This is a genomic window from Mycobacterium numidiamassiliense (assembly GCF_900157365.1).
In the GTDB taxonomy this organism is placed as follows: domain Bacteria; phylum Actinomycetota; class Actinomycetes; order Mycobacteriales; family Mycobacteriaceae; genus Mycobacterium; species Mycobacterium numidiamassiliense.
This window is the reverse complement of sequence record NZ_FUEZ01000004.1, coordinates 1,070,631-1,095,157: the sequence shown is the minus strand read 5'-3', so window position 1 is coordinate 1,095,157 and position 24,527 is coordinate 1,070,631. Positions and strand designations below refer to the sequence as shown.

Annotated in this window: 23 protein-coding genes and 1 pseudogene; 11 read left to right on the top strand and 13 right to left on the bottom strand. The window is 66.6% G+C overall.

The features are described from left to right. Positions 1-24: 24 nt before the first annotated feature. A complete protein-coding gene (locus MNAB215_RS13830; protein WP_077082000.1) occupies positions 25-1,515 on the bottom strand; it encodes a glycoside hydrolase family 183 protein in 1,491 nt (496 codons plus the stop codon). 509 nt (positions 1,516-2,024) lie between these two features. Between MNAB215_RS13830 and MNAB215_RS13825 the strand changes: the two genes are divergently transcribed. The 4 genes from MNAB215_RS13825 to MNAB215_RS13810 all read left to right on the top strand — a co-directional run bounded on the left by MNAB215_RS13825 (position 2,025) and on the right by MNAB215_RS13810 (position 6,934). Then, entirely contained in the window at positions 2,025-3,446 is a 1,422-nt protein-coding gene (locus tag MNAB215_RS13825) for an MFS transporter (RefSeq protein WP_077079360.1), read from the top strand. A gap of 231 nt (positions 3,447-3,677) precedes the next feature. Next, positions 3,678-4,913 carry an acetyl-CoA acetyltransferase gene (locus tag MNAB215_RS13820; RefSeq protein ID WP_077079359.1) on the top strand — a complete coding sequence of 412 codons (1,236 nt, stop codon included), beginning with the start codon at positions 3,678-3,680 and terminating at the stop codon, positions 4,911-4,913. Positions 4,914-4,915: 2 nt separating this feature from the next. Continuing rightward, on the top strand, positions 4,916-6,430 hold the full coding sequence (locus tag MNAB215_RS13815; protein WP_108637625.1) for a carotenoid oxygenase family protein: 1,515 nt from the start codon (positions 4,916-4,918) through the stop codon (positions 6,428-6,430). Positions 6,431-6,514: 84 nt separating this feature from the next. After that, complete coding sequence (locus tag MNAB215_RS13810; protein WP_245830438.1) at positions 6,515-6,934, top strand: VOC family protein; 420 nt, start codon at positions 6,515-6,517, stop codon at positions 6,932-6,934. Between the two features lie 3 nt (positions 6,935-6,937). On the opposite strand, the gene MNAB215_RS13805 is transcribed toward MNAB215_RS13810, so the two are convergent. The 6 genes from MNAB215_RS13805 to MNAB215_RS13780 form a co-directional block, all read right to left on the bottom strand. Continuing rightward, entirely contained in the window at positions 6,938-7,372 is a 435-nt protein-coding gene (locus MNAB215_RS13805) for a hypothetical protein (RefSeq protein WP_077079357.1), read from the bottom strand. Positions 7,373-7,425: 53 nt separating this feature from the next. Further along, the gene (locus tag MNAB215_RS13800) at positions 7,426-7,899 is read right to left on the bottom strand and encodes a type II toxin-antitoxin system Rv0910 family toxin (protein WP_077079356.1); all 474 of its coding nucleotides are present in this window, start codon (positions 7,897-7,899) and stop codon (positions 7,426-7,428) included. A 4-nt stretch (positions 7,900-7,903) separates the two neighbouring features. Next, entirely contained in the window at positions 7,904-8,092 is a 189-nt protein-coding gene (locus MNAB215_RS13795; RefSeq protein WP_077079355.1) for an antitoxin, read from the bottom strand. A gap of 96 nt (positions 8,093-8,188) precedes the next feature. Continuing rightward, complete coding sequence (locus MNAB215_RS13790; protein ID WP_077079354.1) at positions 8,189-9,769, bottom strand: serine hydrolase; 1,581 nt, start codon at positions 9,767-9,769, stop codon at positions 8,189-8,191. A 30-nt stretch (positions 9,770-9,799) separates the two neighbouring features. Further along, positions 9,800-10,918, bottom strand: coding sequence for an MBL fold metallo-hydrolase (locus MNAB215_RS13785; RefSeq protein ID WP_108637767.1), 1,119 nt, complete (start codon positions 10,916-10,918; stop codon positions 9,800-9,802). 5 nt (positions 10,919-10,923) lie between these two features. Then, a complete protein-coding gene (locus tag MNAB215_RS13780; protein ID WP_077079353.1) occupies positions 10,924-11,655 on the bottom strand; it encodes an enoyl-CoA hydratase in 732 nt (243 codons plus the stop codon). Positions 11,656-11,682: 27 nt separating this feature from the next. Between MNAB215_RS13780 and MNAB215_RS13775 the strand changes: the two genes are divergently transcribed. The 3 genes from MNAB215_RS13775 to MNAB215_RS13765 all read left to right on the top strand — a co-directional run bounded on the left by MNAB215_RS13775 (position 11,683) and on the right by MNAB215_RS13765 (position 15,361). Further along, on the top strand, positions 11,683-13,164 hold the full coding sequence (locus MNAB215_RS13775) for an acetyl-coenzyme A carboxylase carboxyl transferase subunits beta/alpha (protein WP_077079352.1): 1,482 nt from the start codon (positions 11,683-11,685) through the stop codon (positions 13,162-13,164). A gap of 130 nt (positions 13,165-13,294) precedes the next feature. Beyond that, entirely contained in the window at positions 13,295-14,005 is a 711-nt protein-coding gene (gene prrA / locus MNAB215_RS13770; RefSeq protein WP_108637624.1) for a two-component system response regulator PrrA, read from the top strand. Positions 14,006-14,020: 15 nt separating this feature from the next. Next, complete coding sequence (locus tag MNAB215_RS13765) at positions 14,021-15,361, top strand: HAMP domain-containing sensor histidine kinase (protein ID WP_077079351.1); 1,341 nt, start codon at positions 14,021-14,023, stop codon at positions 15,359-15,361. Positions 15,362-15,366: 5 nt separating this feature from the next. On the opposite strand, the gene arfC is transcribed toward MNAB215_RS13765, so the two are convergent. The 3 genes and pseudogenes from arfC to arfA form a co-directional block, all read right to left on the bottom strand. Further along, entirely contained in the window at positions 15,367-15,876 is a 510-nt protein-coding gene (gene arfC / locus MNAB215_RS13760) for a channel accessory protein ArfC, sunset domain variant (RefSeq protein ID WP_077079350.1), read from the bottom strand. Between the two features lie 2 nt (positions 15,877-15,878). Further along, positions 15,879-15,980 (bottom strand): annotated as a pseudogene (gene arfB, locus MNAB215_RS30770) (channel accessory protein ArfB); the annotation flags it as partial. A 12-nt stretch (positions 15,981-15,992) separates the two neighbouring features. After that, entirely contained in the window at positions 15,993-16,916 is a 924-nt protein-coding gene (gene arfA, locus MNAB215_RS13755; protein ID WP_245830306.1) for a channel-forming protein ArfA/OmpATb, read from the bottom strand. A 107-nt stretch (positions 16,917-17,023) separates the two neighbouring features. Between arfA and MNAB215_RS13750 the strand changes: the two genes are divergently transcribed. Then, positions 17,024-17,287, top strand: a complete 264-nt coding sequence (locus tag MNAB215_RS13750) for a DUF2630 family protein (RefSeq protein WP_077079349.1) — start codon at positions 17,024-17,026, stop codon at positions 17,285-17,287. A 14-nt stretch (positions 17,288-17,301) separates the two neighbouring features. Continuing rightward, complete coding sequence (locus MNAB215_RS13745) at positions 17,302-18,867, top strand: phytoene desaturase family protein (RefSeq protein ID WP_077079348.1); 1,566 nt, start codon at positions 17,302-17,304, stop codon at positions 18,865-18,867. A gap of 40 nt (positions 18,868-18,907) precedes the next feature. Here the strand turns inward: MNAB215_RS13745 and MNAB215_RS13740 are convergent, their stop codons facing one another. Both MNAB215_RS13740 and pdxH read right to left on the bottom strand, forming a co-directional pair. Further along, complete coding sequence (locus MNAB215_RS13740) at positions 18,908-20,203, bottom strand: citrate synthase (protein WP_077079347.1); 1,296 nt, start codon at positions 20,201-20,203, stop codon at positions 18,908-18,910. A 180-nt stretch (positions 20,204-20,383) separates the two neighbouring features. Further along, positions 20,384-21,010 carry a pyridoxamine 5'-phosphate oxidase gene (gene pdxH, locus MNAB215_RS13735; RefSeq protein ID WP_108637623.1) on the bottom strand — a complete coding sequence of 209 codons (627 nt, stop codon included), beginning with the start codon at positions 21,008-21,010 and terminating at the stop codon, positions 20,384-20,386. A gap of 117 nt (positions 21,011-21,127) precedes the next feature. Here pdxH and MNAB215_RS13730 point away from each other — a divergent pair, with 117 nt between their 5' ends. After that, entirely contained in the window at positions 21,128-22,249 is a 1,122-nt protein-coding gene (locus MNAB215_RS13730) for a citrate synthase 2 (RefSeq protein WP_077079345.1), read from the top strand. Positions 22,250-22,374: 125 nt separating this feature from the next. Beyond that, complete coding sequence (locus tag MNAB215_RS13725; RefSeq protein WP_077079344.1) at positions 22,375-22,830, top strand: VOC family protein; 456 nt, start codon at positions 22,375-22,377, stop codon at positions 22,828-22,830. On the opposite strand, the gene MNAB215_RS13720 is transcribed toward MNAB215_RS13725, so the two are convergent. Continuing rightward, positions 22,827-24,509 carry an FAD-dependent oxidoreductase gene (locus MNAB215_RS13720; protein WP_077079343.1) on the bottom strand — a complete coding sequence of 561 codons (1,683 nt, stop codon included), beginning with the start codon at positions 24,507-24,509 and terminating at the stop codon, positions 22,827-22,829. The genes MNAB215_RS13725 and MNAB215_RS13720 overlap by 4 nt on opposite strands. Between the last annotated feature and the right edge of the window lie 18 nt (positions 24,510-24,527).

Below are 24,527 nucleotides of genomic sequence, written 5' to 3'. Positions count from 1 at the left end.
CACAGTTCATTTGAAGCGGAGTGACTAGGGCAGGGTGGTGTGCATCAGCATCACGTCGTAGGCCGACCACAACGAGAGGTTGAAGTACAGGTCCCTGCCCGACGACCACGGGTGAATCATCGGCGCGTAGATACCACCCGGCATCGAGAACGACGACACCAGCGGCTGCTCCGGACTCCATGGCCCTTCCGGCGACGGCGCCGTCCGTGCCACCACGTCGTTTGAGCCACCGTTGGTGTAGAGCACCAGGTACTGCTTGAGGTAGCTGTTGTATTGGGCCGACATCTCGCCCACCGGGCCCGGGAAAATCGGCGTCGCCGCCCCCGGATTGTTCGGGACCCAGTGCCCGCCGTTGTCGCCGTTCCAGTACTGGTACTTGGTCAGGTCCGGCACAGCGCTCGGGGGAACGCGCGACAGGAACGCCGCGCCGCTACGTCCCGACGGCGTCCCGAAGTTGTAGAGGTAGCCGTCGTTCCCCTTCATGAACGCACCCATTTGGAAGTTCTCGTTGCCCGGGGTGAACCCGGCGCCCGGCACCGCATCTCCCGACGCCGTGCGGATACTCCCGGGGAAGATCCCCCAGTTCTGCCCGTTGTCGTTGGACCTCGCGATGGCCGAGTAGTTCGTCGTCCATTCTCCGTCGCGGCCCCACTGCCGGATGGACATGTAGTTCATGTACTGGGTTCTGCCGAGCGAAATTGCCGACGTCGGAATGATTCCCGTTTCGTGCCCGGCCTTGTGGATACTGTTGACGACCTGCTTGGAGAGGCCGTTGGCCCACACCGGTGAACCGGAGTAGTTGTTGCTGGGCACACCGTCGGCGATATGGATTCCCTGGTTCAGGTCGTGGTCGTTGCTGCGGAACAGGACGTTGTAGCGCCATTCCTGCCCCCGGACCTTGCAGTAGCCGAAGGTGTCGCCAAAGGCCATGAGCGCCTGGCGGTTAGCGGGATCGCCGTTGTCCCAGATGATGCCGAGGTCGGTACCGGAAATACCGAAACGTTGCAGCGTCCTGTTGGGCCCGTTCGGGCCGGTCACCCAGTCGACGAGCGACGTCGGCGCACCCGCGATGGACGCGGGAGCCGGTCCCGGCGCCGGCTGGGGCGCGGGCTGCGGTGGCACTGCGGCCGCATTCGGCTGCAGCTGGGTGGCATTCGGGCCCTGAGGGAGGCCCGGCGTCGGCGGATTGGGCTGAGGCGGAACCACCCCAGCTTGCGGCACCATCGGCGCCGAATACTTCTGCCCCGGAACGGTCGGCTTGAGGAATGACGAGATCAGCGGACCCAACTTGGGCAGCGGCGCCGAGTCATTCGTGTGAGTGGGCCTGCGTCCCGTTGGCGGTTGGACGACCGGCTGGGGCGCGGGTATCTCCTGCCTCGGTGGAGGTTCCACGTTGGCTTCGGGCGCGCCACAGGGCGTGGCGGATGCTGTCGGCGCGGGGCCTATCGCAAAGACCATTGCGATAGTCGCCATCGAAGCCACCGATAGCGAAGCGCCTCGAAGGATCGCGGACAATGTCACACCTTTCCAGGGGCCAAAACGTCGCATTGACGTTTGCAGGGGGCTCATGTGACGATAGTGATGCCTGAGGCATTTGTGACTAGTGAGCTTTCAATAGGTACGCATCCGTGACCGCGTCGCAATCCGGCTTTCAGCTCATCCGATGGCAAATCTGATAACCGGTTTTTCACCGTCGCGCCTCTTAGGCAGCGGGGTCCGCTCCCCCGTCGACCCCGGCCGCGCTCCCGGCTCCGCCGTGTCCACCAAGCGTTAAGGCAGCGGACTCTCTTCACTTCCGTCACCCGGGGAAGGCAAGACGGTTTTTGCCCGCCTCACAGCGACAATCTCGGCGCGGCCGCGAAGACGTCTCCACCTTGTCGCTGCGAGGCGGGCACATCGGCATGTCCCGCCGGCGTTGTGACGACCAGCAAGCCGACTTCCTGCGGCAACTCGCGGGGCCAGGTACGCTCCCATCGGCCAGCGTCAGGGCTGCAACGTGAGCAGCCCGCCGAGGAGGACGACCGATGAGTGTGGGTAACGGCTTGCAGCCCAAGCGATTCGGAAGCGGAAGGACCTACCTTCGTCGAGTGGTCGCCGCGTCCATGGCAGGCACAGTCGTCGAGTGGTACGAATTCTTCCTCTACGGCACGGCGGCCACACTGGTCTTCGGCAAGGTGTTCTTCGCCAAAGGCGGCAGCGATCTCGACGGCATCCTGGCCGCGTTCGTAACCTACGCCGTCGGCTTCGCCGCCCGTCCGGTCGGCGGCATCGTGTTCGGCCAACTCGGCGATCGGTACGGGCGCAAGAAACTCCTGCAGCTCAGCCTGGTGCTGGTGGGCGCGTCCACGTTCCTGATGGGATGCTTGCCAACGTTCGCCCAAATCGGCTATTGGGCCCCGGCATTGCTGGTGACGCTGCGATTCATCCAGGGCTTCGCCGTCGGCGGCGAATGGGGCGGCGCCATCCTGCTTGTCGCCGAACACAGCCCCAACTCGAGCCGCGGGTTCTGGGCGAGCTGGCCGCAGGCCGGTGTGCCCGCCGGGAACATGCTCGCGACGGCGGTGCTGCTGATTCTGACGTCGACCCTCTCGGATGCGGCTTTTCTCAGCTGGGGCTGGCGCATTGCCTTCTGGCTGTCCGCGGTCGTCGTTCTGATCGGCTACTACATCCGCACCAAGGTCACCGACGCCCCGATCTTCCTCGAAGCGCAGCGACAAGCGCAGCGCTCCAAGAGAGCTCGCGCCGGCATCCTGGAAGTATTAAAGCGTTACCCCCGTGGCGTTTTCACCGCGATGAGCCTACGAGTGGGCGAGAACATCATGTACTACCTGGTGGTCACGTTCTCCATCACCTATCTCAAGGTGCATGTGCACGCCAACACCAAAGCCATCCTGTGGTGGCTGTTAGTCGCCCATGCGGTGCATTTCGCGGTCATCCCGTTGTTCGGTCATCTCAGCGACCGATTCGGCAGGCGCCCAGTCTATTTCGTCGGCGCGCTGGCCGCAGGCACCTGGGGCTTCTTCGCCTTCCCGATGATGAACAGCGGGCGCGACACGCTCATCCTGTCCGCGATCGTCATCGGGCTGGTGTTCCACGGCCTCATGTATGCGGTGCAGCCGGCCACCATGGCCGAGATGTTTCCGACCCGAATGCGGTATTCGGGGGTATCGCTGGGCTACCAGGTCACCTCGATCTTCGCCGGATCGCTGGCCCCGATCATCGCCGTTCGACTGCTGGAGACCTACAAATCCGCGGTGCCGATCGCCTGGTATCTGGCGGGCGCCGCGTCGGTGAGCGCCGTGGCCGCATTGGCCGCTCGCGAAACGAAGGGCATCGATCTGGCCGACGTCGACCTCGCCGACTCGGGCCCGACCAGCCAGCACGACCCGGCCGTCCGGCAACCGGACGGACCCGATCCGACCGCGCTGATCGAAGGCGCCGTCTAATCGCCATTCAGCGGCGCTCACCAGCACCTATCCCCATTTTCGCAGTTCAACAAGGGTGTAAAGATCTACACCGAAGTTGAATCGTCATGTTTGCCCCGCCGTGGGGGTGGTAATGCCCCAACTGGGTGGGGGCGTCGGCCGGCCTACGCGCCTACCTAGGTCCCGTCGGTTCAGCCCGAGAGCCGACGGGTCCGCCATTTCCGGGGTCATCCAGGAGTACCGTGCGCTGGTATGGATGGCTCGGCAAACGTGTGGATTCTGGGCGGCTACCAAAGTGATTTCGCCCGCAATTTCAGCAAAGAGGGCCACGACTTCGCGGCCTTGACCGCCGAAGTCGTGGACGGAGCCCTCGCCGCGGCCGGGGTGGATGCCGTCGACATCGGGGTCGTGCACGTCGCGAATGCCTTCGGTGAGATGTTCGCCAGCCAGGGGCACCTCGGGGCCATGCCGGCCACCGTCTGCGACGGCCTCTGGGACACCCCCGCGTCCCGGCACGAAGCCGCGTGCGCCTCCGGCAGTGTGGCGGCGCTGTCCGCGATGGCCGATCTGCGCTCGGGCGCCTACGACGCCGCATTGGTGGTCGGCATCGAGTTGGAGAAAACCGTGCCCGGGGACATCGCCGCCCAGCACCTCGGCGCCGCCGCGTGGACGGGACACGAAGGCGCTGGGGCGCGCTACCTGTGGCCGTCGATGTTCGCCGAAGTCGCCGACGAATACGACCGGCGCTACGGCCTGGACGACCAGCATCTGCATGCCATCGCCCAGCTGAACTTCGCCAACGCGCGGCGTAACCCCAACGCGCAGACGCGGGCGTGGACGGTCCCCGACAAGATCACGGACGACGACGCCACCAACCCGGTCACCGAAGGACGGCTGCGCCGCTTCGACTGCAGCCAAATGACCGATGGCGGTGCGGGATTGGTCTTGGTCAGCGACGGCTATCTGCGCGACCATCCCACCGCACGCGCCATCGGGCGCATCGACGGCTGGGGGCATCGCACCGTCGGCCTGGGCCTGCGGCAAAAACTGGACCGCGCCGCCTCGAAAGATAAGGCTCCCTACGTGCTGCCGCATGTGCGGGCCGCGGTCCTCGATGCGTTGCACCGCGCACGGCTGACGCTTGACGATGTCGACGGGTACGAGGTGCATGATTGCTTCACGCCCAGTGAGTATCTGGCCATCGACCACATCGGGCTGACCGGGCCGGGCGAGTCGTGGAAGGCCATCGAAAACGGCGAGATCGAAATCGGCGGCCGGCTCCCGATCAATCCCAGCGGCGGGCTGATCGGCGGCGGGCATCCGGTCGGGGCATCCGGTGTGCGCATGCTGCTCGACGCTGCCAAACAGGTCAGCGGCGCGGCCGGCGAGTATCAAGTGGAGAACGCGAAAACCTTTGGCACCCTGAATTTCGGCGGCAGCACCGCCACCACGGTAAGTTTCGTCGTCGGCACGACGCAAGGCGGATGACCATGGACGTTGAAATCGTCGGCAAGTTCCTGTCGACCCTGCCCGAAGACGACGACCACCCGTATCGGACCGGTCCGTGGCGACCGCAGACCACGGAATGGGACGCCGACGACCTCGTCGCCGTCGAGGGCGAAATCCCGCGCGATCTGGACGGCGTCTACCTGCGCAACACGGAGAACCCGCTGCACCCGGCATTGAAGACCTATCACCCGTTCGACGGCGACGGCATGGTGCACGTCGTTGGCTTCCGTGACGGAAAAGCGTTCTACCGCAACCGTTTTATCCGTACCGACGGCTTTGCGGCGGAGAACGACGCGGGTGAGCCGCTGTGGCCGGGTTTGGCCGAGCCGGTGCAGTTGGCCAAGCGCGAGCAGGGCTGGGGTGCTCGCACCCGGATGAAGGACGCGTCGAGCACCGACGTCATCGTGCACCGGGGTGTCGCGCTGACCAGCTTCTACCAGTGCGGCGATCTGTATCGAGTCGACCCGTACTCGGCCAACACTCTGGGCAAGGAGTCCTGGAACGGAGGCTTCCCGATCGACTGGGGTGTGTCCGCACATCCCAAGGTGGACAACAAGACCGGCGAACTGCTTTTCTTCAACTACAGCAAGCAAGACCCGTACATGCACTACGGCGTCGTCGACGACAGCAACGAACTGGTCCACTACGTCGACATCCCGTTGCCGGGGCCGCGACTCCCCCACGACATGGCGTTCACCGAAAACTATGTGATCCTCAACGATTTTCCGCTGTTCTGGGATCCGAAGCTGCTCGAGCACGACGTGCACCTGCCGCGCTTCTATCCCGACATTCCGTCCCGCTTCGCGATACTTCCGCGTCGCGGCACGACCGACGACATCCGGTGGTTCGAGGCGGACCCCACGTTCGTGCTGCACTTCGTCAACGCCTACGAGGACGGCGACGAGATCGTGCTGGACGGCTTCTTCGAAGGCGATCCGCAGCCGCTGGACACCGGAGGTACCAAGTGGGAGAAGCTTTTTCGATTCCTGGCGCTGGACCGGCTGCAGTCCCGACTGCACCGCTGGCGCTTCAATCTGGTGACCGGCGCCGTCAAAGAAGAGCAGCTGTCGGACTCCATCACCGAGTTCGGCACCATCAACCCCGAGTACGCGGCCGGCGGCTACCGCTACACCTATGCCGCGACCGGCAAGCCGGGCTGGTTTCTGTTCGACGGCCTGGTTAAGCACGACATGCTCAGCGGGGAACAGCAAGGCTTCTCCTTTGGAGAAGGCGTGTACGGCAGCGAAACTGCGATGGCGCCGCGCCTTGGCGCCACCGGCGAGGACGACGGCTACCTGGTTACCCTGACCACCGACATGAACGCCGATGCGTCGTACTGCGTGATCTTCGACGCCGCCCGGTTGGCCGATGGCCCGGTGTGCAAACTCCAACTGCCAGAGCGTATCTCAAGCGGCACACATTCGACCTGGGCGCCAGGGTCGGAATTACGGCGCTGGGATACCGCGGACTCGCCCGCGGATGCGGTCGGGCTGTAACCCGTTGGGGTATAGCTGAGAATGGACACCCAGAAACCTCGCCGATCAACGCAATGGCCCACGGAGTTGGCGGCCATCTGAGCGATCCGCTTCGCCCGTCGCTCGTCGCACTTCCCCGACACCGTTCGGTTTTACCGCGAGCTGGTGGGGCTGCCGCTGTACGAGACTTTCGGGGAGAGCTACGGCAGCAATGGCGCCATCTTCGGTCTGCCCAGTTCACCGCTGACGATGGAAATCGTGGAGGCCGTCGATGCCGTCGCGGTCGATCGCCATGAGCAGCTGTGCCTGTACTTCCCCGATAGGCAGGCACAGCAAGCCGCCGTCGCCCGCCTGCGACTGGAGGGGCTGCAACCTGTCGAGCAGGATCCGTACTGGGAAACGACCGGCGCGGTCACCTATCGCGACCCGGATGGCCGCGAAGTCGTGTTCGCGCCCTTCGTGTACGGAGTCAACGAGCCTGGCGAAAGCTCGATGTCGGGCCAGCACGAGTTCCCGTCGGCCTGAGACTCAGCGACGGGACCGATCGGCGGCCACCGCAGCGATCACCGACGAAAGCGAAAACACCACGGCGCACAGCGCTGCGACCCCACCGACGTACAGCCCGTATTCCGCCGACACCGGCGGGTTGACGTTGAGCTTGTAGTACCACGCCACCAGCGCCACGATGAGCAGCGAAATAGCCAGCGCCGCAATCGAAGCGAACTTCACCGACAGTCCGCGAGCGACCATCGCGCCGGTCACCAACAGTATCGATGACAGCAGCACGATGAGCTGGCCCGCACCGAACCCGGGCGGAAGAACCAGGTTGCCGTGCTTGCCGCCGATGGCGCTGGCCCACCCGCCGCCACCGATGGCTGTCGTGAGCCACGGCATCCAGGCGCTGGCCGAAACCACCAGGGCGAAGAACGCCACCAGCCATCCGGGACGCAGGCGGCGGGTCATGGGTGCGAGATTAGTAGGGTGCCGGACCGGCCGCCGCTCGCCACGCGCTGCGTTCAGCGATGCACGCCGCGGTTACCGTTGCGGCCCGGATCGGGCGTGGTGAACACCGAGACGAACGTTTCCAGCGATTGACGGATGTCGCTCCTCAGCGTGGCCGCGACAATCATGCCGATCGGCCCGAAAAGCGCCGGCCCGCCGAGATGCACGTCGAAGCTGACCGCCGAGCCGTCGTCCTTGGGTTTGACCTTGGCCATCAGTTTGACCTTGACGCCACCCACGCCCTCGCCATTGAGCGTCATGGCTTCTGGCGGTTTGTAGTGCACGATCGTCCACTTGACCCGGTTGAGCATGCCCTTGACCTCGACGATCGATTCGATCACCGTGCCCTTTTCCAGGGTCTCGGGCAACTTGCTGCGCCAGACCTTGTGGATGCTCAGCCAGTCCTTGTAGCGGGACAGATCCGAGGCGTGTTGCCACGCCTTCTCGGGTGGCAGCGGAACGTCGATGGAGCCGGAAAGTTTCGCCATACGTTCAGTTCTGTTTGTCGTCCGGGGTAGGCGAGTCGGCGAGCTTCTTGGCTTCTTCCTGCACTTTGTGGATGGTGTCGGAGTACTTGCCCTGCGTCTTGTCGTCGACGAATTCGCCCGCCTTGTCGATCGCGGTCTCTACCGCGTCGGCGTTCTGCGCCAACAGGTCCTTCGCCTTGTCCAGTAGTCCCATGCGCTGTCCCTTCCCGGGGACCCCCAAGGCCGCCAGGGGGTCCTATTTTGCTGGTGAAACCCTACTTGCCGGAGCGCGCATCGACTAAGCCAGGGTTCACCGAGTGAAGGTGCCCAGCTTCTCGGTGTCGTAGTACTCCAGGTTCAGTGTGGTGCCGGCGAACGTCGCCTTGGAAATTGTTCCAGCCGGCGCGTTTTCGTCGGTCAACGGGAAGGTGAAGGTGTCGCCGTCCCAGTGTGTCAGGGGGAAGGTCCGATTTTTGGGTCCGAGCGCGACCTGCAACTGGCCGTCGTGTTCGGTGACGACCGCCGGGCCCCAATAGTCACTGGCATACACCCCGAGGTAGTCGCTCAGCGGCCTGGCGGCCGCGGGGTTGGCGGGCGCCTGCTTGCCGACCAGCGAACCCTCCGGATTGTTCATCCAGGCGATTGCGTGGTTGTACAGGCTGGCCCAGTTTTCTTTGATCTGCCCGTACTGCACCAGATCCATGAATTCCGCGGTCAGCGTTTCGGGAATGCCGTAGGGCGCGCCGTTGGTCAGGGCGACGATGCCGACGTCCGCCGACGGCATCACCACAAAGTTGGTCGCCGCTCCTGACGAGAAGGCGCCCGAGTGGCTGTACACCGTGCGCCCCGACGACGTCATCGAGGCGTTGAACCCGTAGCCGTAGAAACCCGCCCGCGCCGTCGGCGTCCCCGCGGGCGCCGACACGATCTGCGGAGTGATGGCGGGCAACAACGCCTCCGGCGCAATGATGCGCTGGCCGTTGTACATTCCATTACCCATCACCATGGTCAGCCAGCGCGCCATGTCGTTGACCGAGGAACTCACCCCACCCGCCGGTGTCTGGGCGTCTGGTTGGCGTTGGAAGCGGGGCTCCCACTTGTCGCCGACCTTGACGTGGTTCACCGCATGGTTGGGCCGAGCGACGAAATCGGCGAATTTCGAACTCGTGGAAGACATTCCGAGTGGGCGGTACAGCGCCTCGTCAGACAGGTCCTCCCACGATTTGCCCGCCGCGGCGGCCACCGCTTCCGCGGCCGCGGTCACGCCGAAGTTGGTGTAGGCGTAGCTAATTCGAAAGGGCGACAGCGGCAGGTACTTCAGCCGTTCCAAAACTTGCCTGCGGTCGTAGGCCAAGTCCTCGAGTTTGTCGCCGGCGTGATCCGGCAGCCCGGAGCGATGCGCGTACAGGTCGGCCACGGTCACATGGGCGGTCACGTAGGAGTCCGACAGCGCGAACCACGGCAGCTTGGATACCACCGGCGTGTCCCAGGTGACGACCCTGTCGGTCACCTGGCGCGCGATGACCGTCGAGCCCACCGATTTCGACACTGAGGCCAGCTGGAAGACGGTGTCGGCGTCCACCTTGTTGTCCTGGCCGTCGCCCTTGCTTGCGTCTCGGACGCCGAAACCCTTGGTGTACACGGTCTTTCCGCCATGGACGATCGCCACCGCGATGCCCGGCACGCCGGTGTTCTTCAGCAGATCGCCGATGAGGCCGTCGACCTTCGAGATGGCGTCGTCGATGCGGCCCGGGGGAATGTCCAGACCCGACACCTCATTAGGTGCGGCCTCAGACAACGAGGACGGCGGGCCCGACACCGGCTGTCCGGATCCACATCCGGTCAACGCCAGCAACATTGCGACAGCGGTCGTTGCCGCGCGTCTCGTCATGTCCGCAGACTTTAGCGGTCAGGCCGCGAATCAGAGCCTCCACCACGGGTTAAATCTCGGGGGCGCGGCCGGATCGATTCGCTGACCGGGCGCGGGCGCCGCCACCGTGACGTCGGCAGCTTCGGCCGCCTCGAGTAGGCGCTCGACCGGCTCGGCCCACGGATGTGGGGCCAGCCGGAAGGTCGCCCAGTGAATGGGCACGAGCAATCCCGACCCGGCCGCCGTGAGATCGACGTGGGCACGGACCGCCTCCTCGGGATTCATGTGCACGTCCGGCCACGACGAGTTGTAGGCCCCGATGGGCAGCAGGGTGAGGTCGAACGGTCCGTGGTCGGCGCCGATCTGCGCAAAGCTCTTGGTGTAGCCGGTGTCGCCACCGAAATACGCGCGCCGCGTCGGACCGACGATCCCCCACGACGCCCACAGCGTGGTGTTGCGGTCCAGGAATCGCCCCGAAAAGTGCCGCGCCGGAAGGCAAATCACGGTCAAATCCCCGACACGACCGCTCTCGTGCCAGTCGAGTTCGACGACACGGTGTTCGGGTATGCCCCACGAACGCAGGTGGGCGCCTACCCCGAGTGGCACAAAGAACGGGGCCCGCTGGGTGCGGGCCAGTGCCAGGATGGTGTCGATGTCGAGATGGTCGTAGTGGTCGTGGCTGATGACGACCGCGTCGACGGCCGGCAGTGCGCCGAGTTCCACCGGCGGCGGATGCAGCCGCTCCGGTCCGATCACGTCCGACGGCGAGCAGCGATGACTCCACACCGGATCGGTCAGCACCCGGTAGCCGTCGATCTCCAGCAGCGCCGTGGAGTGCCCGAGCCAACTGACGGCCAGTCGGCTGGTGTCACCGTCGAAGGTTGCCGGCGCAGTCAACGGGATCGGCACTGCCGGCCGGCTTTTGCCGCGTCCGCCGACGAACTCCCAGGCGATCAGGGCCAGCTGCTCGCGATCCGGGCCGGACTTGGAGGCCGGGTCGAGGTTGACGAACACGCCGTCGCGGTAGTTCGGGGACCGCACGGTGACCGCCCGCACCGCAGTGGGGTCGGCGCCCAGAGCGTCCGGCGCGCCGTGCAGCGCGCGCAGCACCCATCCCCCGGCGGCCAGCGTCACGGTGCCCGCGGCCAGTCGCAGCGCAGCGCGCACCATCACCATTAGGCCCCCTGGAACCTGGGCGGCCGCTTCTCCACCCGGGCGACCTGCGCTTCGATGACGTCCTGACTGCCCCACGCCTTGTCGAAGAGCTCCTTGTGCAGCGGCCAGGCCTCCTCGATGGAGCCGTCGTCGTTGAGGACCCGCTTGGCGTGCTGGATGGCCAAAGGCGCCAGGCCGGTGATCTCGGCGGCCCAGGCCTGCGCATCTTCCAGCGTCCCAAGGCGATTGGCCATCCCGGTCTGCAGCGCGGTCTCGGCACTCAACTTCTCGGCGGTCAGCAGCATCGCCCGGGCCCGGCCGTGGCCGACCAGGGACGACAGCCGGCGGATGCTCCAGTTATCAAGGGCCAGGCCGTATTTCGACGTCGGAAACTGAAAGAACGCGTCTGGCGCGACGACCCGCAGATCGCATTGCATCGCCAGCTGCAGGCCCGCGCCGATGGCGGGGCCGTTGATGGCGCCGATCACCGGGATGGGAGCCGCGTCCAGCACCTTGTGCAGTTCGATCAGCCGGTCGGGATAGTCGGCGGCAAACGCATCGCCGGACAGGTCCGCCCCGGCACAGAACACCGTGCCCTGGCCGGTCAGCACAATCACGCGGGTCGCCCCATCGCCGGCCTTCAGCACGGCTTCGCGCAGCTCATCGACGAGTTGCGAGTTCAGGGCGTTGCGGCGCTCGAGGCGCTGCAACTCGATGGTCATAACGGCTTCGGCCTGGGTGACACCGATCATGGGCGCCAGCCTATATAGCCTCGACGCGTGAGTCGCATCACGACGGACGAACTGCGGACGGCGGTCCTGGACGAGGGCTCTTTCGTCAGCTGGGACAGCGAGCCGCTGGCGCTCCCGATCAGCGCGGCCCATGCGGCAGAACTCGCCGACGCTCGCGCCGCCAGCGGCCTGGACGAAGCGGTGCTGACCGGCGAGGGGCGCATCTTCGGGCGCCGGGTCGCGGTGGTGGTCTGCGAATTCAGCTTCCTCGGCGGTTCGATCGGAGTGGCGGCGGCCGAACGGATCACCGCCGCCGTGCAGCGTGCGACGACCGAGGGGCTGCCGCTGCTGGCCTCGCCGAGCTCCGGTGGCACCCGGATGCAGGAGGGCACCGTCGCGTTTCTGCAGATGGTCAAGATCGCCGCGGCCGTCGAACTGCACAAACAGGCGCACCTGCCCTACCTGGTCTACCTGCGCAACCCGACGACCGGTGGGGTCTTCGCGTCGTGGGGTTCGCTGGGTCACGTCACCGTCGCCGAGCCCGGTGCGTTGATCGGGTTTCTCGGGCCCCGGGTGTACGAACTGCTCTACGGCGAGCCGTTCCCGCCCGGTGTGCAGACCGCCGAGAATCTGCAGCGTCACGGGGTGATCGACGGTGTCGTGGCACTCGACGAGCTGCGGCAGACGCTCGATCGCGCGCTGACGGTCATCGCCGACCCCCCCGAGCCGCTGCCCTCCCCGCCGCCCGCCGAGCCGATACCCGATGTGCCGGCCTGGGATTCGGTGGTGGCGTCGCGGCGGCCGGACCGGCCGGGCGTCGGGCACCTGCTGCGACACGGCGCCACCGACCAGGTGCTGCTGTCCGGCACCGATCACGGCGAGGCCGCGACCACCCTGCTGGCGCTGGCCCGCTTCGCCGGCCAGCCCGCGGTGGTGCTCGGTCAGCAGCGGGTCACCGGCGGGCTCGTCGGGCCCGCGTCGTTGCGGGAAGCCCGGCGCGGCATGGCCCTGGCCGCCGAGTTGCGGCTGCCGCTGGTGCTGGTGATCGACACCGCCGGCCCCGCGCTGTCGGCCGACGCCGAGCAGGGCGGGCTGGCCGGCCAGATCGCCCAGTGTCTGGCCGAGCTGGTGACGCTGGACACCCCGACGGTGTCGGTGCTGCTCGGCCAGGGCAGCGGCGGCCCCGCGCTGGCGATGGTGCCCGCCGACCGGGTGCTGGCCGCGCTGCACGGCTGGCTGGCGCCGCTACCTCCGGAGGGCGCCAGTGCGATCGTGTTCCGCGACACCGCGCACGCCCCCGAACTTGCTGCGGCGCAAGGTATTCGGTCGCTTGATCTTTTGCGGTCCGGAATTGTGGACGCAGTCGTCGGCGAACATCCCGATGCCGCCGACGAACCGATCGAATTCTCCCAGCGACTGTCCAGCGCCATCGCAGCGGAAGTTCATGCGCTGCGTGGGATACCCGCGGCCGAGCGTCGTGCCGCACGCCTGCAGCGCTACCGGCGAATCGGATTGCCGCGCGGGACATAAACCACGCACACAACACGCCGGTCAGCGTGACAGTGGCTCATACCTCGGCGACTCCGGCCCTCGCGCGCCCTTCTAGACCCCGCGCGACCCGGCGGGTGGCCTCCCACTTCTTGGGCGGCAATCAGGCAAAATGGGCCGCATGGACACTGGTGCGACCTCACCGCGCGTCTTGGTTGTCGACGACGACGCCGACGTGCTTGCCTCGCTGGAGCGCGGCCTGCGCCTGTCCGGATTTGAGGTGTCGACCGCCGTCGACGGAGCCGAGGCGCTGCGCAGCGCCACCGAGACCCGGCCGGACGCGATCGTCCTCGACATCAACATGCCCGTGCTGGACGGCGTCAGCGTCGTCACCGCGCTGCGCGCGATGGACAACGACGTCCCGGTCTGTGTGCTGTCCGCGCGCAGCTCGGTCGACGACCGGGTTGCCGGCCTGGAGGCCGGCGCCGACGACTACCTGGTCAAGCCGTTCGTGCTGGCCGAGTTGGTGGCTCGGGTGAAGGCGCTGCTGCGCCGCCGCGGCGCGGTCGCGTCGTCCTCGTCGGAGACCATCACCGTGGGTCCGCTGGAAGTGGACATCCCCGGCCGTCGGGCCCGGGTCAACGGCGTCGACGTCGACTTGACCAAGCGGGAGTTCGACCTGCTGGCGGTGCTGGCCGAGCACAAGACCGCGGTGTTGTCCCGCGCGCAGCTGCTCGAGCTGGTGTGGGGCTATGACTTCGCCGCCGACACGAACGTCGTCGACGTCTTCATCGGATACTTGCGCCGCAAGCTGGAGTCCAACGGCGGCCCCCGGCTGCTGCACACCGTTCGCGGGGTCGGGTTCGTACTGCGGATGCAGTAAACCGAGGCGGCCGCCATGAAATTCTTGTCGCGGATTTTTGCCCGCACGCCCTCGCTGCGGACCCGGGTGGTACTCGCGACGGCCATCGGCGCCGCGATTCCGGTGCTGATCGTGGGGGCCGTCGTCTGGGTCGGGATCACCAACGACCGCAAGGAACGGCTCGACCGTCGGCTCGACGAGGCCGCAGGCTTCGCGATCCCCTTCGTCGGCCGCGGACTCACGGAAATCCCCCGCTCGCCCAACGACCAGGGCGCGATCATCACGGTGCGCCTCGGCGAGGTGGTCGAGTCGAATTCCGACGTCACGCTGCCCAAGCTGAACGTCGACTATGCCGATGCCCATATCGACGGAGTGCGCTACCGGGTGCGCACCGTGAACATCCCCGGGCCCGGGCCGAGATCGGTGGCCGTTGGCGCGACGTATGACGCCACCCTTGCCGAGACCAACAACCTGCACCGCAGGGTGTTGCTGATCTGCGGGTTCGCCATCTTCGCGGCGACGGTGTTCGCGTGGCTGCTGGCCACGTTCGCGGTACGCCCGTTCAAACAGCTCGCCCAGCAGACACGGTCGATCGAGGCGGGCGACGAGACGCCGCGGGTCGAAGTGCACGGCGCCACCGAGGCCGTCGAGATCGCCGAGGCGATGCGCGGCATGCTGCAGCGCATCTGGAACGAGCAGAACCGGACCAAGGAAGCGCTCGCCTCCGCCCGCGACTTCGCCGCCGTCTCTTCCCACGAGTTGCGCACCCCGCTGACCGCGATGCGCACCAACCTCGAGGTGCTTTCCACCCTGGATATGCCCGATGAGCAGCGCAAAGAGGTGCTGGGCGACGTCATCCGCACCCAGTCCCGAATCGAGGCCACGCTGTCCGCCCTGGAGCGGTTGGCACAGGGCGAACTGTCGACATCCGACGATCACGTCCCGGTCGACATCACCGACCTGCTGGACCGCGCCGCCCACGACGCCAGCCGGATCTACCCCGACCTCGAGGTGTCCCTCGTGCCGTCGCCGAACTGCATCATCGTCGGGATGCCGGCGGGGCTGCGTCTTGCCGTCGACAACGCGATCGCCAACGCCGTCAAGCACGGCGGCGCTACCCGGGTGCAGCTGTCGGCAGTCAGCTCGCGCGCCGGAGTGGAGATCGCCGTCGACGACAACGGCGGCGGACTGCCCGAAGCCGAGCGCCGGATGGTGTTCGAGCGGTTCTCCCGCGGGTCGACCGCGTCGCATTCGGGGTCGGGTCTGGGTCTGGCGCTGGTGGCCCAGCAGGCCCACCTGCACGGGGGGACGGCGTCGCTGCACGACAGCCCGCTGGGCGGAGTCCGGCTACTGCTGCGCCTGCCCGGCCCCAGCTGAGTCTGTCAGTCCTTCGACCGCTGGCGCCACGCGGTGAACCGGGCCCGCTGCGCGGATACCTCGTCGATGAACCAGACCTGCGCGGCGGTGGCGTCATACATCGGATCGTCGGGTGTGTAGTAGAGCTTGGTGTCCATGCGGCCCTTGACCGGCCAACCGGGTGGCCCCGACCCATCTGGGCCTGAGTTCGCCGAGCCGGGCCCGTAGGGCGCAAGCGGCGACACCGGGATTCTGGTCGTCGCAGACTCTTGGCCGACAGCGATCTTCGTCGTCGGAAATTCTTCAGCGACGGGGATTTTCGCTGTCAGCGGTTCGACCGAGATCTTCGTCGTAGGCGGGTCGGCGGCAATCTTCGTGGTGGGTGGGTCGGCCGGAATCTTCGTGGTCGACGGCTCCTGCTTCGCCGACGTTCGCGCCGGGGCTCGACGCTGGGCGGGGCGCACGAGCAAGGGGAATGTCAACACGAAGCCCATCGCGAAGGAAAGGCCGAACAGCCACCAGTGCACGTGATTCATCGTCGCGCACCCAACTTGGACAGCAGGGCGGCGACGAGCCACGCGACCGCCGAACCAGCCACGAATGCCAGTAGGTACCACAACCACTGGATCACGAAATCCATGGTGAATTCTCCTTAGCTGACTACGATTTCAGCGCGGCGATTCTTCGCGCGGCCATCGGCCGTGTCGTTGCCGGCGACCGGGTCGATCGACCCGAGTCCCTTGACGACCAGATGATCGCCGGCAACACCATGGGCGACAAGGAAATCGGCGACCGCTTGGGCTCGCCGGGTGCTCAGCGGGACGTTGATCGCGTCGGTACCGGAGTTGTCGGCGTAACCGTTGATCGTCGCGTGCGCGTCCGGACATGCCTTGAGCTTGTCGGCCACCTGAGTCAGCACCTGGTCGTCGACGGGGGTCAGGCTGATCCCATCGGTGTCGAAGGTAACCGGCCCGCCGGTCGTGGCGTTGATGGCCGTTTGCAGGTCGGAGCATGGCGCTGGGCGGGGCGGCGCGGGCGGTGCAGCAGGTGGGGTCGCGCCGTTAACAGCAAGATTGTCAACGACATTCAGATGCGACCAGGTGTGCTTGACCTCTCCCTCGATCGTGTTCTTCTCGCCCGGCGACCCGGCGGTTCCGGCCAGGGTGATGGTGTCCCCGTTGACCGAGAAATTGAAATCGGTGATCGACGCGCTGTCCTTGAAAATCGGCCCGGCATGCGAGAAATCGAGTGCGTCGATGCTGGGGTCGAGTTGGATCTGGTCGATGATGTTGACGCCGGCGGGCAGCGAGGCCTTCAGCGTTTTCAGCAGAATCGTTTTTGCCGAATCGTCGGGAACATTGCCGGTCAGCGTAACGCCGTTGGCGCCGCGCACAATTGACAACGGCGCCAGGTTCACCTTCGGTGCACCCCGCTTACCGGAGGGCCCCACCGTCGCCAGCGCACCGTTCAAGCCGTTGGCCGCCCGGGGTCCGTCCAGCGCGCCATAGCCGATCGCGGCGATCGACAAGGGAATGACCACCAGACCGATGAGCCAGGGAAGGGCGATCGCACGCACCGGAGCCCCCTTGCCAAATCGTCCGCCGCGACTCGTCGGACCCGCGGGCGATAAGCAGCCTACCGAGCGGCCATCGCTACGCCGTCCACGTCGGGCACACTAGAGCGATGGGCGATGGCAGTAAACCAACCGACAGCGAGACACTGGCACAGATCCGCGACCTGGTCGCCGAGGAGAAAGCCCTGCGGACGCAGCTGCAGCGGCACGACATCACCGAGTCCGAAGAGCATGATCGCCTGCGCAGGCTGGAGATCGAACTCGACCAGTGCTGGGACCTGCTTCGGCAGCGACGCGCGCTGCGCGAAACCGGTGGTGACCCACAGGAGGCGGCGGTGCGCCCGCCCGGGGAGGTCGAGGGCTACCTCGGCTAGACGACCCAATCGGCATGGCCGCTAACGGCGCGCGGGATTTCGATGTCGTCGTCGTCGGCGGCGGTCACAATGGCCTGGTCGCGGCCGGCTACCTCGCCCGCGCGGGCCTGCGGGTTCAGTTGCTCGAACGGCTGCCACACATCGGCGGGGCCGCGGGCTCGGCGCAGGCCTTCGACGGTGTCGAGGGGCGGGGGTCGCGGGATTCCTATCTGGTCAGCTTGCTGCCGGCGCGCATCCTCGCCGATCTCGGCGCCGCGGTGCGGCTGTCGCGCCGGCAATATTCGTCGTACACCCCGCAGCCCACGACCGGCGGGCGTTCCGGCCTGCTGATCGGATCGAACCGGGAGTCATTTGCCGCGATCGGCGCTGCCGGCGATGAACGCGGCTTCGACGCCTTCTATCAGCGCTGCCGGCTGATCACCGAACGGCTCTGGCCGACGCTGCTCGAACCGCTGCGCACCCGCTCACAGGCGCGACGCCACGCCCTGGCGACCGGCGGTCTCGAAGCAGCGTCCGCATGGCGGGCGATGATCGACGAGCCGATCGGCCACGCCATCGCCGACGCGGTGAGCGATGACCTGGTCCGCGGTGTGATCGCCACGGATGCGCTGATCGGCACCTTCGCTCGTCTCGACGACCGGTCCCTGCTGCAAAACATCTGCTTTCTCTATCACGTGATCGGCGGGGACTGGGACGTCCCGATCGGCGGGATGGGCTCGGTGACCACCGAACTCGCGGCCGCAGCCGTCCGCCACGGGGCCGAAATAGTCACCAGCGCAGAGGTTTACGCCGTGGCACCAGAAGGTCAGGTGCGCTACCGCCGTGGCCACGACGAGCACCTCAGTCGCGGCCGGTACGTTCTGGCCGGGGTGACGCCCGCGGTGCTCGCCGACCTGCTCGGTGACCAACCGCCGCCACTGGCCGCGGGGGCACAGGTCAAGGTGAACATGGTGCTGCACCGGCTACCTCGCTTGCGGGACAACGGCGTGACGCCCGAACAAGCATTCGCCGGGACATTCCACGTCAACGAAACATGGAGCCAGCTGGACAACGGATATGTGCGGGCGGCCGCCGGGCAGCTGCCCGATCCGCTCCCGTGCGAGGCGTATTGCCATTCGCTGACCGACCCGAGCATCCTGCCGGCCGGCCTACGCGATGCGGGCGCCCAGACGATGACGGTGTTCGGGCTGCACACCCCGCACTCGCTCGTCGCCGGCGCCGACCCGGACGCATCCCGCGACCGGCTGACCCATTCGGTGCTGACGTCGCTGAATTCCGTTCTGGCCGAACCGATTCAGGACGTACTGATGAGTGATGCGCACGGTCGTCCGTGCATCGAGACGACGACCACACTGGATCTACAGCGCACCCTGGCGATGACCGCGGGCAACATCTTCCACGGCGCGCTGTCGTGGCCCTTCGCCGAGGACGACGATCCGTTGGACACCCCGGCACGTCGGTGGGGTGTCGGCACCGCGCACGATCGGATCATGCTGTGCGGCTCGGGTACGCGCCGCGGCGGCGCGGTATCGGGCATCGGCGGCCACAACGCCGCGATGGCGGTACTGGCCTCTATCTAATTGCGCCTCTATCTAATTGCGGCGCTTGCGAACTCGCGCTCTAGCGTCCGTCGATCCCGACGTAGTCGCGCTCAGTGTAGCCGGTGTAGATCTGGCGCGGACGGCCGATTTTGGCGTCTTCGCCGTCGTGCATCTCACGCCAGTGCGCGATCCAGCCGGGTAGCCGGCCCAACGCGAACAACACGGTGAACATGCGGGTGGGGAATCCCAGCGCCCGGTAGATCAGGCCAGTGTAGAAGTCGACGTTCGGGTACAGCTTGCGCTCGATGAAGTAGTCATCGGTCAGCGCCGCCTCTTCGAGCTCCTTGGCGATGCTCAGCAGCTCGTCGTCACCGCCGAGCTTGCCGAGGATCTTGTCGGCTTGCTCCTTGACGATGCGAGCCCGCGGGTCGTAGTTCTTGTAGACGCGGTGCCCGAAGCCCATCAGCTTGACGCCGGCCTCGCGGTTCTTGACCTTGCGGACGAATTCGCTCACGTCGTCGTCGCTTTGGCGAATCTCTTCCAGCATCTCCAGCACCGCCTGGTTGGCACCACCATGCAGCGGGCCCCACAGCGCGTTGATGCCACCGGAGATAGAGGTGAACAGGTTGGCCTGCGACGACCCCACCAGCCGGACGGTCGACGTCGAGCAGTTCTGCTCGTGGTCGGCGTGCAGGATGAGCAGCATGTCCAGCGCCCGGACGATCTCGGGGTCTGGCTTGTAGGGCTCGGCGGGCAGCCCGAACGTCATCCGCAGGAAGTTCTCCACCAGCGTCTGCGAGTTGTCCGGGTAGAGGAACGGCTGACCGACCGACTTCTTGTAGGCGTAGGCCGCGATGGTCGGCAGTTTGGCCAGCAGCCGGATCGTCGAGAGTTCGACCTGCTCGGTGTCCGTCGGGTCGAGTGAGTCGGGGTAATACGCGGAGAGCGCGTTGACCGCACTGGACAGCACCGGCATCGGGTGCGCGTTGCGGGGGAAGCCGTCGAAGAAGCGCTTCAGGTCCTCGTGCAGCATCGTGTGCAGCTGGATCTGCCGGGTGAAGTCGGCCAGCTGCTGCGTGTTGGGCAGCTCGCCGTAGATCAGCAGGTAGCTCACCTCGATGAAGGTCGACTTCTCGGCGAGCTGCTCAATCGGAATTCCGCGGTAGCGCAGAATGCCGGCGTCGCCGTCGATGTAGGTGATGGAGCTCTTGCATGCGGCGGTGTTGACGAAGCCGTTGTCGAAGGTCGTGTAACCGGTCTTCGCCAACAGCGGGCCCAGAGAAATACCATCGTTTCCCTCGGTGGCGCGGACGACCTGCAGGTCGATCTCGCCCCCCGGGTACTTCAGAGTTGCGGTGTCGTCGGTGTCGGCCACGAGAACCCCTTTGCGCTGTGGCTGGTATGGCTGCGCCTGACTAGTGCGCTACAGCTTGAAGGTAGTCGTTATCGGCGGCCCGCGCCTGCCCGGGGTCGAGTCAGCTGGTGTTGCGGCTTTCCGTCGGGTGAACGCCCGTTGTGCCTGCGGGACGCTCGGGGCGCGACGCCGTATCGGCGGTCAGGGCTGGAGTCGTTCGACCCGCCCGCCGATGACCCGGATCCGGTTGTGCACCCGATTGTCCCGGCCCTGCCAGAACTCCACCACCTCGGGAGCGATGAGGTAGCCGCCCCAATGCGGCGGGACGGGGACGCGCTCCGAATCGGCAAAGCGCGCAGTCACTTCCGCCAGCTGATCCAGCAGCGCGGCCCGCGACGCGATTAGCTGCGACTGGTGCGACGCCCAGGCGCCCAGTTGTGAGCCGCGCGGCCGGTTGGACCAGTAGTCCTCGGTCATCTCCCGCGCGACCTTGGTCACCGGGCCGCGGATGTGGACCTGCCGTCCCAGCTGAAACCAGGGGAAGGTCGCCGACGCGTACGGCGTCTCGGCCAGCTCGAGTCCCTTGGCCGAGTCGTAGTTCGAGAAAAAGGTGATTCCGGTCTCATCGGCGCCCTTACACAACACCGAGCGGCTCGCCGGCCGCCCAGCGGCGACGGTCGCCAACACCATGGCGTTGGGCTCGGCCAGCCCGAAGTGTTCGGCGTCGCCGAGCCACTTGCGGAACAACGCGAGCCAACCGTCGGCCAGCCAATCCTCATCGAGGTCAGGACTGCCGTCGCGCTCGACGGAGCCGTACTCCACGCGCATTCGTTGTAGGTGCGCATCGCCTGTTTTTGGGTCCGGTCCCGCCATCGCACCAACGCTACCGACCCTTAGCTACCGGCCGGTAGCGTCGGCCCAACCGCGGAGTGCAAGAATTTTCCCATGACTGTGGTTCCGGAGAATTTTGTAGCCGGCCTTGAGGGCGTGGTGGCCTTCACTACCGAGATCGCCGAGCCGGATAAGAACGGCGGCGCGCTGCGCTACCGCGGCGTCGACATCCAGGATCTGGTGGATGAGCAGGTCACGTTCGGTGACGTCTGGGGCCTCCTGGTCGACGGTAGGTTCGGCCACGGTTTGCCGCCCGCCGAACCGTTCCCACTGCCGATCCACACCGGCGATGTTCGCGTCGACGTGCAGGCGGGCCTGGCGATGCTGGCGCCGATCTGGGGATACAAGCCACTGCTCGACACCGACGAGCCCACCGCCCGCGACCAGCTGGCCCGGGCCTCGGTGATGGCACTGTCCTATGTTGCGCAGTCCGCCCGCGGGATCTACCAGCCGGCGGTGCCACAGCGAGTCATCGATGAATGCCCAACGGTGACGGCACGTTTCATGACCCGCTGGCAGGGTGAGCCCGACCCGAAGCACGTCGAGGCCATCGACGCCTACTGGGTCTCGGCCGCCGAGCACGGCATGAACGCCTCGACCTTCACCGCGCGGGTGATCGCATCCACCGGCGCCGACGTCGCCGCGGCATTGTCCGGAGCGATCGGCGCGATGAGCGGGCCGCTGCACGGTGGCGCGCCGGCACGGGTCCTGCCGATGCTCGAAGAGGTCGAGCGCACCGGCGACGCGCGCGGCCTGGTCAAGAAGATCCTGGACAGCGGCGACAAGCTGATGGGATTCGGGCACCGGGTCTACCGCGCGGAGGACCCGCGGGCACGAGTACTGCGCTCGACCGCTAAACGGCTGGGTGCGCCGCGCCACGAGGTCGCGGTCGCATTGGAGCAGGCCGCGCTGGCCGAGCTGCGGGAGCGGCGCCCAGATCGGGCCATTGAGACCAACGTCGAGTTCTGGGCGGCGGTGATCCTCGACTTCGCCGAGGTACCGGCCAACATGATGCCTGCGATGTTCACCTGCGGGCGCACCGCGGGCTGGTGTGCGCACATCCTCGAGCAGAAGCGACTCGGCAAGCTGGTCCGGCCGTCGGCCATCTATGTGGGGCCGGGCCCGCGCAGCCCCGAAGCCGTCGAGGGCTGGGACCGGGTTCTCACCAACGCCTGAGCCTGTTGTCGGTGCCCGGCGGTTGAATGATTTCGCCGCGATGATTTTGGGGCGCGGTCGGAGTCAATAACCGTGAGCCAGTCCCGCACGGGCTGGCGCCGGAGACCGACAGCAAGGAGACCACCATGGCGATCAATATCGAACCTGCAGTGATTCCCCACCTCGTCGTTGGCGACGCCGCCGCGGCGATCGACTTCTATATCAAGGCTTTTGGCGCCGAAGAAGTGGGGCGCGTGCCCCGGCCCGACGGCAAGCTGGTCAACGCCGCGGTGCGCATCAACGGCTTCATGGTGATGCTCAACGACGACTTCCCGGAGACCTGCGGCGGCAAGTCGATGACGCCCACGTCGCTGGGTGGAACCCCGGTCACCGTCCATCTGACTGTTACCGACGTCGACGCAAAGTTCCAGCAGGCGGTGGACGCGGGCGCCACGGTGGTGGTCCCGCTGGAAGATCAGTTCTGGGGCGACCGCTACGGCGTCGTCGAGGATCCGTTCGGTCACCGCTGGTCGCTCGGCCAGCCGGTGCGCGAGGTGAGCCCGGCAGAGATTCAGGCGTTCATGTCCGGCACAGGCGGCTAGCCGCGCAGCCGCGCAAGCAGCCCGCGTCGCGGTGCCGGCGGCGCGGTCGCTGCGGCCGCGAGCATCTCGGTGATGTCGGTGAACTTGTTGCGCGGCCGTCCTTCGTCACCGCCCCGCTCGATCTCGGCGGCGTCGATCGCGCCCCAGCCCGCGGAGTCGACGACGTCGGGCTGCCGGGTGTGCACCAGGCTGTCCAGCGCGTCGGGCTTGCCCGTTGGGTCGGTCAGCTTGCCGTCGTTGAAATCGGCGACCAGGGCCTGCACGGTCTGAAGTGAGCAGGATTTGTTGGTGCCGATGAACCCGGTCGGCCCGCGCTTGATCCACCCGGCGACATACGTGCCGGGCACCGGCCGGCCGGAGCCAGGGTCGACGACACGGCCGTCCTCGTTAGGCACCACCGCCGCCGACTCGTCGAACGGGAGATCGCGAATCATCTTGCCGCGGTAGCCAATCGATGTCAGCACCAGTCCCGCATCGAGTCGGCACAGTTCTTCGGTGCCGGAGATCGAGAATTCCACGCCGGTGGCACGCTGCTGGCCGAGCACGCGTTCGGGCGTGCGATGATAGGCCAGCCGGATGCGCGGGCGCGACGCCGGGACCGTGGCATCGCCGAGTTCGGTCAAGATCTCCAGCTTGTTCCGGGTCAGCGCATCCGACGTGGTCGCCAAATCGGCGCGGACCAGCTTATGGTCGTCGGCGTCGAGCACGACCTCGGATGTCGCTGTGAGCCCGATCAATTCGGGCAGTGTGAACGCGGAATGAGCAGGGCCGCGCCGCGCGGCGATTACCACTTCGCGAACCGCGGAGTCGCGCAACGCCTTGAGCGCATGGTCGGAGATATCGGTGCGGGCTAGGTCGTCGTGGTCGGAGGTCAGTATGCGCGCGACGTCCAGCGCGACATTGCCATTGCCGACGATCACCACGCGCTCGTGCCCGAGATCGACTGGGAGATCGGTGAAGTCGGGGTGTCCGTTGATCCAGGCGACCAACTCGGTCGCGGTTCCGGTACCTGGCAGTCCCATGCCCTCGACGTCCAGCCGGCGGTCATCGGGCGCACCGACCGCATAGAGCACGGCGTGATGATGAGCCAGCAGATCGGCGTGGCTCAGGTGCTTGCCGACCTCCACGTTGAGGTAGAAGCGGAAGTGGCGATGGCCGGCGACACGGTCGAAGAATCGCGTCACCTTTTTGGTGTTCTGGTGATCGGGCGCCACGCCCGCGCGCACCAGACCATAGGGCGTCGGCAACTTCTCAAAGACGTTGACGCGCACGCCATGCTGGGTGAGCAGTTCGTCGGCGGCATACATCGCCGCTGGCCCGGATCCGACGATGGCCACGGTGAGCGGCCGGCGGCGGGCATGCACCTGCGCGGCCGGAATCACCGGGGCGAGCTTCGACGTCGGCGGCAACTTCACGTCAGCTGGCCGCTCAGGGTAGAACGACGCGTTGATCTCAATGAACGGAAGCTGTTTGGTGTCCAGCCGCGTATCGGGGGCGATCGCCCCCACCGGGCATGCGCTCACGCACGCGCCGCAGTCGACGCAGGCGACCGGATCGATGTAGAGCATCTCCGTCGTCGCGTATCCCGGCTCATCCGGCGAGGGGTGAATGCAATTCACCGGGCAGGCGAAAACACAGGACCCGTCGTTACAGCACGACTGGGTAATCACGTGCGGCATAAAGGAACTCGCAGTGGG

Excerpts from the sequence above, each read along its gene's own strand:
- MNAB215_RS13825 (WP_077079360.1), top strand. The coding sequence starts at position 2,025 with ATGAGTGTGGGTAACGGCTTGCAGCCCAAGCGATTCGGAAGCGGAAGG.
- MNAB215_RS13820 (WP_077079359.1), top strand. The coding sequence starts at position 3,678 with ATGGATGGCTCGGCAAACGTGTGGATTCTGGGCGGCTACCAAAGTGAT.
- MNAB215_RS13815 (WP_108637625.1), top strand. The coding sequence starts at position 4,916 with ATGGACGTTGAAATCGTCGGCAAGTTCCTGTCGACCCTGCCCGAAGAC.
- MNAB215_RS13805 (WP_077079357.1), bottom strand. The coding sequence starts at position 7,372 with ATGACCCGCCGCCTGCGTCCCGGATGGCTGGTGGCGTTCTTCGCCCTG.
- MNAB215_RS13800 (WP_077079356.1), bottom strand. The coding sequence starts at position 7,899 with ATGGCGAAACTTTCCGGCTCCATCGACGTTCCGCTGCCACCCGAGAAG.
- MNAB215_RS13795 (WP_077079355.1), bottom strand. The coding sequence starts at position 8,092 with ATGGGACTACTGGACAAGGCGAAGGACCTGTTGGCGCAGAACGCCGAC.
- MNAB215_RS13790 (WP_077079354.1), bottom strand. The coding sequence starts at position 9,769 with ATGACGAGACGCGCGGCAACGACCGCTGTCGCAATGTTGCTGGCGTTG.
- MNAB215_RS13785 (WP_108637767.1), bottom strand. The coding sequence starts at position 10,918 with ATGGTGCGCGCTGCGCTGCGACTGGCCGCGGGCACCGTGACGCTGGCC.
- MNAB215_RS13780 (WP_077079353.1), bottom strand. The coding sequence starts at position 11,655 with ATGATCGGTGTCACCCAGGCCGAAGCCGTTATGACCATCGAGTTGCAG.
- prrA (WP_108637624.1), top strand. The coding sequence starts at position 13,295 with ATGGGCCGCATGGACACTGGTGCGACCTCACCGCGCGTCTTGGTTGTC.
- MNAB215_RS13765 (WP_077079351.1), top strand. The coding sequence starts at position 14,021 with ATGAAATTCTTGTCGCGGATTTTTGCCCGCACGCCCTCGCTGCGGACC.
- arfC (WP_077079350.1), bottom strand. The coding sequence starts at position 15,876 with ATGAATCACGTGCACTGGTGGCTGTTCGGCCTTTCCTTCGCGATGGGC.
- MNAB215_RS13750 (WP_077079349.1), top strand. The coding sequence starts at position 17,024 with ATGGGCGATGGCAGTAAACCAACCGACAGCGAGACACTGGCACAGATC.
- MNAB215_RS13745 (WP_077079348.1), top strand. The coding sequence starts at position 17,302 with ATGGCCGCTAACGGCGCGCGGGATTTCGATGTCGTCGTCGTCGGCGGC.
- pdxH (WP_108637623.1), bottom strand. The coding sequence starts at position 21,010 with ATGCGCGTGGAGTACGGCTCCGTCGAGCGCGACGGCAGTCCTGACCTC.
- MNAB215_RS13730 (WP_077079345.1), top strand. The coding sequence starts at position 21,128 with ATGACTGTGGTTCCGGAGAATTTTGTAGCCGGCCTTGAGGGCGTGGTG.
- MNAB215_RS13725 (WP_077079344.1), top strand. The coding sequence starts at position 22,375 with ATGGCGATCAATATCGAACCTGCAGTGATTCCCCACCTCGTCGTTGGC.
- MNAB215_RS13720 (WP_077079343.1), bottom strand. The coding sequence starts at position 24,509 with ATGCCGCACGTGATTACCCAGTCGTGCTGTAACGACGGGTCCTGTGTT.